10 protein-coding genes are annotated in these 11,061 nt (G+C 52.3%); 3 read left to right on the top strand and 7 right to left on the bottom strand.

The genetic code is table 11. The features are described 5' to 3' along the window. Positions 1–661 precede the first annotated feature (661 nt). Positions 662–1,960: an MFS transporter gene (locus OGY33_RS13465; RefSeq protein WP_008785510.1), complete on the top strand. Its 1,299-nt coding sequence runs from the start codon at positions 662–664 to the stop codon at positions 1,958–1,960. Here OGY33_RS13465 and OGY33_RS13460 read toward each other — a convergent pair. The 5 genes from OGY33_RS13460 to trxC all read right to left on the bottom strand — a co-directional run bounded on the left by OGY33_RS13460 (position 1,957) and on the right by trxC (position 7,679). Next, entirely contained in the window at positions 1,957–2,292 is a 336-nt protein-coding gene (locus OGY33_RS13460; protein ID WP_153687927.1) for a YfiM family lipoprotein, read from the bottom strand. The two genes, OGY33_RS13465 and OGY33_RS13460, sit on opposite strands and share 4 nt — an antisense overlap. A gap of 32 nt (positions 2,293–2,324) precedes the next feature. Then, on the bottom strand, positions 2,325–3,680 hold the full coding sequence (pssA, locus tag OGY33_RS13455) for a CDP-diacylglycerol--serine O-phosphatidyltransferase (RefSeq protein WP_003835350.1): 1,356 nt from the start codon (positions 3,678–3,680) through the stop codon (positions 2,325–2,327). Positions 3,681–3,794: 114 nt separating this feature from the next. Next, the gene (locus OGY33_RS13445; RefSeq protein ID WP_057066699.1) at positions 3,795–6,455 is read right to left on the bottom strand and encodes a bifunctional acetate--CoA ligase family protein/GNAT family N-acetyltransferase; all 2,661 of its coding nucleotides are present in this window, start codon (positions 6,453–6,455) and stop codon (positions 3,795–3,797) included. A gap of 36 nt (positions 6,456–6,491) precedes the next feature. Beyond that, on the bottom strand, positions 6,492–7,190 hold the full coding sequence (gene tapT / locus OGY33_RS13440) for a tRNA-uridine aminocarboxypropyltransferase (RefSeq protein WP_003835347.1): 699 nt from the start codon (positions 7,188–7,190) through the stop codon (positions 6,492–6,494). A gap of 69 nt (positions 7,191–7,259) precedes the next feature. Then, positions 7,260–7,679 (bottom strand): thioredoxin TrxC, encoded by a 420-nt coding sequence (gene trxC, locus OGY33_RS13435; RefSeq protein ID WP_008785506.1) that lies wholly within the window; start codon positions 7,677–7,679, stop codon positions 7,260–7,262. Positions 7,680–7,886: 207 nt separating this feature from the next. On the opposite strand from trxC, the gene OGY33_RS13430 reads away from it, so the two are divergent. Next, complete coding sequence (locus OGY33_RS13430; protein WP_020996710.1) at positions 7,887–8,966, top strand: tRNA/rRNA methyltransferase; 1,080 nt, start codon at positions 7,887–7,889, stop codon at positions 8,964–8,966. A gap of 33 nt (positions 8,967–8,999) precedes the next feature. On the opposite strand, the gene ung is transcribed toward OGY33_RS13430, so the two are convergent. Continuing rightward, positions 9,000–9,689: a uracil-DNA glycosylase gene (gene ung / locus OGY33_RS13425; RefSeq protein WP_008785504.1), complete on the bottom strand. Its 690-nt coding sequence runs from the start codon at positions 9,687–9,689 to the stop codon at positions 9,000–9,002. Positions 9,690–10,006: 317 nt separating this feature from the next. On the opposite strand from ung, the gene grcA reads away from it, so the two are divergent. Continuing rightward, positions 10,007–10,390, top strand: a complete 384-nt coding sequence (gene grcA, locus OGY33_RS13420) for an autonomous glycyl radical cofactor GrcA (protein WP_003037563.1) — start codon at positions 10,007–10,009, stop codon at positions 10,388–10,390. A gap of 79 nt (positions 10,391–10,469) precedes the next feature. Here the strand turns inward: grcA and eamB are convergent, their stop codons facing one another. Continuing rightward, positions 10,470–11,057 (bottom strand): cysteine/O-acetylserine transporter, encoded by a 588-nt coding sequence (eamB, locus tag OGY33_RS13415; protein ID WP_048225104.1) that lies wholly within the window; start codon positions 11,055–11,057, stop codon positions 10,470–10,472. Positions 11,058–11,061: the final 4 nt, after the last annotated feature.

The raw sequence follows: 11,061 nt of genomic DNA, 5'->3' as shown, positions 1-11,061 counted from the left end.
AGGCATCAAATAAAAGCGAAAGGCTCAGTCGAAAGACTGGGCCTTTTGTTTTATCTGTTGTCTGTCGGTGAGCGCTCTCCTGAGGAGGACAAATCCGCCGGGAGCGGATTTAAACGTTGCGCAGCAACGGCCCGGAGGGTGGCGGGCAGGGCACCCGCCATAAACTGCCAGGCATTAATTTAGTGAAGAAGCCCATCCTGACGGATGGGCTTTTTTGCGTCTGTGCGGGGCAAAAACCGCCGGATGCGGCGTGCCGCCTTATCCGGCCTACAGGGGCTGGGCTGAACGTATTTTGTAGGCCTGATAAGCGCAGCGCATCAGGCAACACGGCGGTACATTGCCGGATGCGGCGTGCCGCCTTATCCGGCCTACAGGGGCTGGGCTGAACGTATTTTGTAGGCCTGATAAGCGCAGCGCATCAGGCAACGCGGCAGTACATTGCCGGATTCGACGTAACAGCCTTAATCGACCAACAAAAGCACACTGTCTCGATCTACTACACGGATCTCTCCCTCGAACATATCTGAATCCTTTCTCTGCTAATTAAAATCGTGATCTTTACCGCACAATAAGATATAACAATTATATAACATTCCATTCACCAAAAACACACGACCATCATTGATAAATTCACGCGATTGTTGGCAGGGGTACAATTCTAATGGCTGATAGTAGTGTAACTGAGAACGGGGCGCTGGCAGACGGCGATACCCGCCGTCGTATATGGGCGATTGTCGGAGCATCATCAGGGAATCTGGTCGAATGGTTTGATTTCTATATCTATTCATTCTGCTCTCTTTATTTTGCTCATATCTTTTTTCCATCAGGAAATACCACCACACAACTCTTACAAACCGCTGGCGTTTTTGCCGCTGGCTTCTTGATGCGACCAATTGGAGGCTGGCTGTTTGGCCGTATCGCGGATAAGCACGGGCGTAAAAAGTCCATGTTGCTGTCCGTTTGTATGATGTGCATGGGATCGTTGGTGATCGCTTGTCTACCGGGATATGAAACTATCGGTACCTGGGCGCCTGCGCTATTACTGCTGGCAAGGCTATTCCAGGGGTTATCTGTCGGTGGTGAATACGGAACCAGCGCGACCTATATGAGTGAAGTCGCCGTTGAAGGTAAGAAAGGTTTTTATGCTTCATTCCAGTACGTAACGTTAATCGGCGGACAGTTACTGGCATTACTGGTTGTGGTCATATTACAGCACACGTTAGAAGACTCAGCGCTCAGAGAGTGGGGTTGGCGTATTCCATTTGCGTTGGGTGCCGTGCTGGCTATTGTTGCGCTATGGCTGCGTCGCCAACTGGATGAAACCTCGAAACAGGATGTTCGCGCGCTGAAAGAAGCGGGTTCCCTGAAAGGTCTGTGGCGTAATCGCAAAGCTTTTGTCATGGTGCTTGGTTTTACCGCCGCGGGATCATTGTGTTTTTATACGTTCACAACCTATATGCAGAAGTACCTGGTTAACACAGCCGGTATGCATGCCAACGTAGCCAGTGGGATTATGACGGCGGCACTGTGTGTGTTCATGCTGGTACAACCGCTGTTCGGCGCCTTGTCAGATAAAATTGGCCGACGTACTTCAATGCTGTGTTTTGGCGCGTTGGCCGCGATTTTCACCGTTCCCATTCTGACAGCATTGCAAAGCGTAACATCCCCGTATATGGCGTTTGCTCTGGTGATGTGTGCCCTGTTAATCGTCAGTTTCTATACGTCAATTAGCGGTATTCTGAAGGCCGAAATGTTCCCGGCACAGGTACGCGCTCTGGGGGTCGGCTTATCTTATGCGGTGGCCAATGCGCTGTTTGGCGGTTCAGCCGAATATGTCGCGTTGTCCCTGAAGTCTGTCGGTATGGAAACGACATTCTTCTGGTACGTCACTGCGCTGGCAGTCGTTGCGTTTTTAGTATCGCTAATGCTGCATGGGAAAGGGAAAGGTCTGCGCCTCTAGTAATGTGCCAGTTGCCAGACCGCATAGCCGGTAGATGCGCCTGCAACATCCCAGGCGAAGTCCTTCCAGCTCCAGCCGCTCCCAGCGGGACGGCTGTCCCACAGCTCTTTTGACGCACCCAGGCTGACTGAGAACATCAGGCCGATAGCCGCACTGCGATCGCGGCTGTTGCCCTGATGTTGGGCATATTCATTGCCGGCTGCGGCAAGCATGGCGGAGGCGATGAAGTGTTGAGCTTTGTCTTGCCCGCTCCACTGGTCGTTAGCCATATGGCTGCAGCCCGAAATGGCAAGGATACTGGTAAGAATGAACAGGCGCACCGTTGCCTCCATATGAAAAACCCCGTCACTGGACGGGGTCTTGATTACAGAATACGGCTAATTAATCTGTCGATACGAATACGGCGTAGTCGACGGATGAGCTTACGCACTTTGACTGGATAGTCAGCAATGCTTTGCAGGTCGCGATAGTGCTTAACGACGGTAGTATGCGTACGGATAAGCTCCAGCTCTTTATCGCGCTGAGGGGTGAGCTCTTGCTTAGGATCGTGAATAAGGATGGCGTTTTCCAGATCCAGACGCCAGGCGCGAGGGTTAAGGTTGTTGCCGGTGAGCAGCATCCATTTATCATCAACCCACATACCTTTCAGATGATAGGTGTTGTCATCATCTTTCCATAGGCGTACGACCAGCTGGTCGGTATTCACGTAATACTGCAATCTGCTCAAGAAACGGCGCAGATTGATTTCATACAGATAAGGCAGCGCACCGATGATCTTGAATGGCTCATCTTCCGGGATGAAAAAGTCGTTGGCGGTTTTATCACCGACAATGATTTCAACCTTTTTCCCTTCACGCAGCAGTTGAATGATATTGCGCACCAGTATGGCGGGAAGGTTGAAATAAGGGGTACAGATTGTAAGCTTGTGCTCCGCGCAGGGCATAAGATGGAAAATGGTCTTATTTAACAGACTGGATTTCCCAAGGCCCACCAGAGGCGTAACCGAAAGCTGTTCGTTATCAGCATCACCCTGAAAATGGAATGACGCATCGCGCAGTTCCTGACGGTACAGGCGGATGTCGTTTTTAATTTCTGGGCTTTTAGGGCGGTTGATATCATCAAGACGGTTAACGCCGCGACCGTTCATCAGGTTTTGCGTCACCCAATCGAACATGATATCGGCCATTTGCGCGTTGCGAATCAACTGATAACGGTCATAGCGATATTTATCATGCTGATGCAGGTAAACATCGTTCAGACTGGCCCCGCTGTACAGGACGCTGTCATCAATGATAAAGCCTTTGAAATGCAGGACGCCAAGCGCTTCACGGGTGTTAATCGGGACACCGTAGACAGGAATATCGATACCAGGGTTTTCTTGCGCCATTCGGCAATACCAATCAGCATTGGTATTGGATGCCGCAGCACCAATACGACCGCGCTGGGCTCGGTGCCAGTCGACAAGCACCCGGACATCCAGCTCAGGACGCTGCCGTTTTGCCGCATAGAGAGCGTCAAGTATGCCCTTACCACCGTCATCCTGTTCCAGGTACAGCGCAATAATGCAGATCCGTCGCGTCGCGCTGGCTATTTTTTCCAGCAGAGTCTCCCTGAAATTAGCGGGAGCATAAAAGAAATCTACATCATCAACTGACTGAGAAATCTTGGGTAGTTGGGCAAGGTGTTGTTGATGTTTATTACGCTTAAATTTTGACAACATCACAGTGCATTTCTTCTCTGTTCATTGAAGGGTCCTCTGTGCTATGCAGACGACATAAGCGGGCAATGATACCACCAGTACCCATTAATGTGGTCAACATTTCCAGTACCTTACTCACGATTCCTCACATTGGGCCAGATTAAGCGTTAGCCCAACAATTCCCTCTTCGAGCTGGACGTCAACAACAAACCCGAGCTTTCGGGCCAGGGCGACCATCCCACGATTGTTCGGCATCGTAATACCATTCAAACGTATAAGTCCGTGATCTCGAGTATAGGCAATTAATTTTTCCATCAATCGGCGACCCAGTCCAAGCCCTTTGAGATCGGAACGAACCAGTACGGCAAACTCAGCGTCTACGTTATCAGGATCCGAGATTGCTCGCGTTACGCCGAGGATCTCTTCGTGATTATCTTTACAACGCACCGCAACAAAGGCCATTTCCCGATCGTAGTCGATCTGCGTCATATTGGCTAAATCTTCGTGGGTAAATTCGTTGATCTCACTGAAATAGCGATAATAAAGATCTTCTTTTGTCACCTGAGAAATGAACTGCTGAAGATGAGGTTCATCCTCCGGCAAAATGGGGCGGAACAGACAGCGCTCGCCGTTCTTCAACTCCACCCACTCTTCAAGCTGATGAGGGTAGGGACGTACAGCCAGTCTGCTTTCGTTATCGCCCGTGAAAGGGGCAATATCCAGCGTAACGTCCAGCGCGGTAAATTCTCCGGCCGAGGCCAGCAGCGGATGAATATCCAGACGCTGAATTTCCGGGCAATCGACGATCAGGTTGGAGACCTGCACCAGAAGTTGGCTCAACCCGGCGATATCCAATGGGCGCAGTGCGCTGCGCGCGCGGATCTTTTTATTTTTGATCCCCTGGATCACCAGATAACGCGCCAGATTCATGTTCAATGGCGGCAATGCCACCACGGCTTGATCTTCCGGTCGCCACTCAACACCACCTTCACCCAACATAATCAACGGGCCAAATACCGGGTCGTGTTCAACGACGACACGAAGCTCCTGAGCGCCGGCGCGATTCGCCATACTTTGCACTAATAAGCCGTGAATGCGTGCCTGCGGCCAGGCCATTTTTACCCGATCGAAAATTGCATTGGCGGCCTGCTGCACTTCAGTGGCTGTACGCAGGTAGAGCATCACCCCCTGAACTTCTGATTTATGCGGAATATCAGGAGAACGCAGCTTGAGCGCCACCGGGTAGCCGATTTGCTCCGCGATGTGTACGGCTTCCGCGCTGTCGCTGGCGATCCACGTTGGCAGCGTGTGTAAGCCATAAGCCTGTAAAATCGGCTGCACTTCATGGGTATCAAGCGATGTCGCTCCTTCAGCAATCGCCCGCTGTAACAGATTATGCGCTTCGGCGGTGTTGGAGGTCAGGCTGTCAGGCAGCGCAGGCGTTTCTCGTAGCTGCTTCTGATTTCGCCGATATTCCACCATATGCATAAATGCGGTGATGGTACCTTCCGGCGTGCGGTAGGTGGGCAGTCCGGCTTCGCTAAACAGTCTGCGGGCTTCCTGAGAGGAAAACTCTCCGCACCAGTTGGTCAGCAACGAGACGAATTTTCCTCGGGGGTGATGCTTTACCGCTTCAATCAATGCCAGTGCGCTTTCGGTTCCGGGAGCGGCTGCGCTGGGTGAATGAATCACCATCAGCGCGTCGAAATCCTGGCTGGCGAGCAAAATATCCAGTGTCTTAACGTAGTGTTCGCTGCTGGCATCATCACGCAGATCCAGCGGGTTGGCGATATCAACATGTTCAGGCAACGCATCACGTAATTTCTGGCAGGTGTCTTCACTCAACGTCGCCAACTTGCCATTTTTTGACCACAGTTCATCTAATGCCAGTGCGGCAGGCGCGGCCCCATTGCTGATGATCATCAGCCTGTCGCCACGTAGTGGACGCATGTGACTCAGGGTTTCGACCGCCGAGAACAGCTCGTGTGTGTCTTGTACGCGTAGTAAACCGGCGCGCTGAATAGCGGCATCCCACGCAGGGTCCATCCCGGCGCTGGTATGCAGTAAACGCTGCGCCGCTGGACTACGACCGCTCTTAATCACCAGAATAGGTTTATTGCGCGAGGCGCTGCGGGCGGCGGAAACAAAGCGTCGGGCATCACTTAAATGTTCGAGATACAGCAATATCGCGCTGGTTTTGCTGTCGCGCGCCAGGTAATCCAGCAGCTCATCAACGTCGATATCCAGGCTATCACCCAGCGCGATAAAGTAAGAAAAGCCCATTTCTCTCTGCTGTGCCCAGTCGAGTATGGTATTGGATACGGCAGCGGATTGAGAGATAAAAGCCAGCTTGCCGCGCTTAATCGGGACGGGGGAAAAGCTGGCGTTAAGCCCTTGCCAGGGCGCGAGAAGTCCCAGGCTGTTGGGGCCCAGCAAACGTATGTTGTAGCGTGATGCGCAGGCCAGCAGCTCTGCGTGCTGCGCCGCGGGAGCTGAGAGAATAATGCAGGTTTTACAGCCTTTCTCGCCGAGCGCTTCGAGTAACGCCAGGTTACGGCTGGCATTGGTGCACAACACGGCGAGATCCGGGCTAAAGGGCAGGCTGTTGATATTGGGCCATGCCAGTACGCCCAGGACCGCTTTCCATGCGGGCGTCACCGGTAAAACAGGCCCATTGAAACCGCCGGCAAGCAGGTTACGCATCATCAGGTAACCCGCGCGATTAGGCTTCATTGACGCCCCTATCACCGCAATGGATTTCGGTCGCAGTAGTGCTTCCAGACCACGCTGACTCATATCGGCTTCCTTAATGACACCAGTGACCGAATGATTTTAAACGTTTTCTGATGAATCTGCTGTGACGCTTCCCTGATGTTGAGTTTTTCCTGCCAGGTAGCGGGTTTTAAAGCGAGTGAAATGATCGCTTAACCCTTCTGCGGCTTGCGTATCTCCCGCCAGATCCAACAAGGCGATGGCCACTTCGGCAGTGCAATATTGCCCTTCAGCGTGAACGCCACGCAGGTGGTAAGCTGAAAGGCGTGATAAATCAACGGAGATCACCGGTAGGTTATCGAGGTACGGGCTTTTGCGGAACATTTTACGCGCCTCAGGCCAGGTACCGTCGAGCATGATAAACAATGGTGGCTTACCGGCTGGTGGCGTGAAAATCACTTCACGCTCTTCACCCGCATAGGAGGCCGGGAATACAACCATCGGCTGGTAATCTGGATTTTTCACCAGTTCCAACAGCGCCTGCGGCGGCTCGGTGCGTGACCACTGAAAAGCCGTGGTATCGGGCAGAATATCAGCAATCAAACGCCCCGTGTTGCTGGGCTTCATCGGCTCGGTATCAAACATCACCAGACAAAAGCGACTTTTTGCCTCAGAGGGTGCCAGCGTTGCGCACAAGCAGAGTTTCTGCGGCAGCAGGCAGCGCTGACAGCGGCGGACGCGATTACCTCGGGCAAGGAAAGGACGCGTGGCGCGCGCGAGGCGCTCAGCGCGTAACTGAAGAACAGCGTTATCGGTCATGGGGAAACACGTTGAAAAACGCTATTGTCGCAGAGGTGAAAACGGGGCACAAGATGCGCCCCGTAGAGATTATAATGATTCGTTAAGCCAGCTATCAAACGGGGCTTTTGGTACAGCGCCGTTAAGCATGTCGACGATTTCCCCTTTTTTGAAAATCATAATGGTCGGAATGCTGCGGATACCGAAACGGGCGCTGAGTTCACGTTCGGCTTCCGTATTCACTTTAACAAAACGCACTTTACCGCTACGCTCTTCCGCGACATCTTCAAAAATCGGGGCGAAGTTACGACATGGACCACACCAGGGGGCCCAAAAGTCAACGACCACAGGGAGATCGTCTTTTAACAGTTTATCCAGTGTCTCACCGGTCGCATTGATCACCTCCCCATCAAACAGGTCGTGACCACAGCGTCCGCATTTAGCCGCTTCCTGGACGCGATCGTCGGGGATGCGGTTGATAGCCTGGCAGCTGGTACAAACGGTATTCATAACTAACCTCTCGATGAGTGGAGTGGACTTCACGGCAGGAACGCCAGTATGTTTCTATTATGTTACATATTATCGGGGAGTCTGTTCTAAACAACAATGCGTTTTATTCAATGAGTACAATAGTCCTTAGCTTTTAAATGAAATAATGGCTAACGACGTGCACATCGGGTAATCTGCGCGCTTCGCGCAGAGCAGGTGGAGAAAAACATGAGCGACGAACTGAAGAACAAAAACGGCAAGGTCAAAGTGATGTACGTCCGCAGTGACGATGACTCGGATAAACGCACCCAAAATCCACGTACTGGCAAAGGCGGTGGTCGCCCCGGTACTTCCCGAGCCGAAGGCGGTCGTCGCCCTGCCCGTGATGACCGAAAGGGTCCGAACAGCGAACGCGGTCGTGAACGTGGTCGTGACCGCGATGTAGAACGTGACCGCAGACGTGAAGATTCACCGTGGCGTACCGTGTCCCGCGCACCGAATGATGACGCGGCGGATAAAGCCGATCACGGCGGTATTAGCGGTAAGAGCTTTATCGATCCTGAAGTATTACGCCGTCAGCGTGCGGAAGAAACCCGCGTTTACGGTGAGAATGCCTGTCAGGCTCTGTTCCAGAGTCGTCCGGACGCCATCGTCCGCGCCTGGTTTGTTCAGAGCGTAACCCCGCGCTTTAAAGAAGCATTACGCTGGATGGCTGCAAACCGCAAAGCCTATCACGTGGTTGACGAAGCCGAGCTGGCGAAAGCCTCTGGCACTGAACACCATGGAGGCGTCTGTTTCCTGATCAAAAAACGTAACGGTACTACCGTTAAGCAATGGGTCGGTCAGGCAGGGGCGCAGGATTGCGTGCTGGCACTGGAAGATATCGCTAACCCGCACAACCTGGGCGGAATGATGCGTAGCTGCGCCCACTTTGGTGTGAAAGGCGTGGTGGTACAGGACGCGGCGCTGCTGGAATCAGGTGCGGCCATCCGTACAGCTGAAGGTGGTGCAGAGCACGTTCAGCCGATTACCGGCGACAGCATTGTTGATGTGCTGGACGACTTCCGCCAGGCGGGTTACACGGTTGTGATGACCTCAAGCGCGAAAGGCAAACCGCTGTTTACTACCACGCTGCCGGAAAAAATGGTGCTGGTATTAGGGCGTGAGCGTGAAGCTCTGCCAGAAGCAGCATGCTCAGCCGACGATTTGTGCATAGCGATTGACGGCACTGGCAAGGTAGAAACGCTCAACGTTTCTGTGGCAACAGGCGTGCTGCTCGCGGAGTGGTGGCGTCAGAACAAAGCCTGATAATAAAAATGCCAGCGAATCGCTGGCATTTTTTTACTCGCTTTCTGCGGGTAATACCGGCATCCAGTCAATTGGCTTTTCACCTCGTTGTTCCAGCCATTCATTCGCCAGTACAAAGTGATTGCAGCCAAAGAAACCGCGATGCGCAGAGAGCGGTGATGGGTGGGGCGCTTTCAACACATGGTGACGCTGCGTATCAATAATCGCGCCTTTCTTCTGTGCGTGAGAACCCCAGAGCAGGAAAACCACGCCTTCCCGATGTTGGTTAATCAGGCTGATGACTTTATCGGTAAATGTTTCCCATCCAAGGCTGGCGTGAGAATGCGCCTGACCGGCGCGGACGGTGAGTACGGTGTTGAGTAACAGTACCCCCTGGCGTGCCCAGCTTTCCAGATATCCGTGCGTTGGGCGCGTGAAACCTGGAATCGTTGCCTCCAGCTCTTTGTACATGTTCAGCAACGAGGGGGGAGTGGCAATGCCGGGGCGAACAGAGAACGCGAGACCGTGTGCCTGGCCTGGACCGTGGTAAGGATCCTGACCCAGGATAACGACTTTCACGTCACCAAGCTCGGTAAAGCGAAAAGCGTTAAACACATCTTTTTGCGGCGGATAAATTGTCATACCTGACTGACGCTCGCCGGCAACAGTATGCAGTGTGTTAACAAAATAAGGCTGCTGTTTCTCTTCAGCCAGCACATCGTGCCAGGTTAATTCGGTGGCCATCTCGCTCTCCTGCGAATTTTCAATCCCCCTAGCTTAACTGCTTCTTTCGACGTCGCAAAATTCTGTACGTTACTCAATGGTCTACCCCTTAAAGATAGTTGAAAATTTATGTAAAAAGTTTAGCTGCGCACATAGCGTAAGTTGATGTAAAACAATAAAATCCACCTATCACCACTTTTCATGTGTGGTTTTTATTGATTTAAATCAAAGATTCAAGGGTGTGTGAGGGGTATATATACACTCAAGCAACAATGGTTTTACCAATTGGCCGGATGACGGCCAACCGAGATCAAATAATTTTGCCGGGGAGGCATCAAATGATTACAGGTATCCAGATTACTAAAGCTGCAAACGACGACCTGCTGAACTCTTTCTGGCTGCTGGACAGCGAAAAAGGCGAAGCTCGCTGCATCGTTGCGAAAGCAGGTTTCAATGCTGATGAAGTCGTTGCAGTCAGCAAACTGGGCGAAATCGAATACCGTGAAGTACCGGTAGACGTACAGCCGGAAGTCCGCGTGGAAGGTGGTCAGCACCTGAACGTGAACGTTCTGCGTCGCGAAACGCTGGAAGATGCAGTTAAGCATCCGGAAAAATATCCGCAGCTGACCATCCGTGTTTCGGGTTATGCAGTGCGTTTCAACTCTCTGACCCCAGAACAGCAGCGCGACGTTATTGCTCGTACCTTTACTGAGAGCCTGTAAGGCTCACGGGGAATAACCCCGTTTAGCAGAGAATCAAAAAGCGGAAGATGCCAGTGCGTCTTCCGCTTTTTTGCATCTGTTAGTAAAAGATCCTCACCGCGCAATACACCAAAAGCAGCGCCAGAATGATATTCAACTGTCGACCGTAATGGCGAAAAACGCGCTGAAAAAGATGGCCCGCCAGCGCCCAGCAGGCATTCCCGAAGGTGCCTATCAGCGCTAACAGAATACTCACCCCAATCAGCCAGTGGGCGTCCTGAGTGTACGGTAATACAAACGTGGATAACGCGGTAATGCCGTATAAAATGATTTTCACGTTAACAAACTGCAATCCAAAACTTGCCCAGAAGCTAATCGGCTCTGACTGCAATCGATCGTTCGAGGTCGGGCTGGTGGCGATCTTCAGCGCCAGCCACAGGATATAAGCGGCCCCAGCCCAACTAAGCCAATGGATGATGGCTGGATCCATGACCGCCAGTGAAAATGAAATCCCGGCGCACATCAGCATGACGATTAAAAAGCCCAGACTCATTCCGGCCAGTACGCGTGTACTCTGACGAAAACCGTGTGACGTCGCGGCACTGAGCGCAAGGATGTTGTTTGGTCCGGGAGTTAGCGCGGTAATCAATGTATAGGTCCAGAATGCACTTAAAAGGGTGGGGGTCACTTGT

It is taken from the genome of Citrobacter sp. Cpo032 (assembly GCF_030332975.1).
Lineage (GTDB): Bacteria > Pseudomonadota > Gammaproteobacteria > Enterobacterales > Enterobacteriaceae > Citrobacter > Citrobacter portucalensis.
Note: the sequence above shows the minus strand (reverse complement) of the source record. Positions and strands in the feature narration are given on the sequence as shown.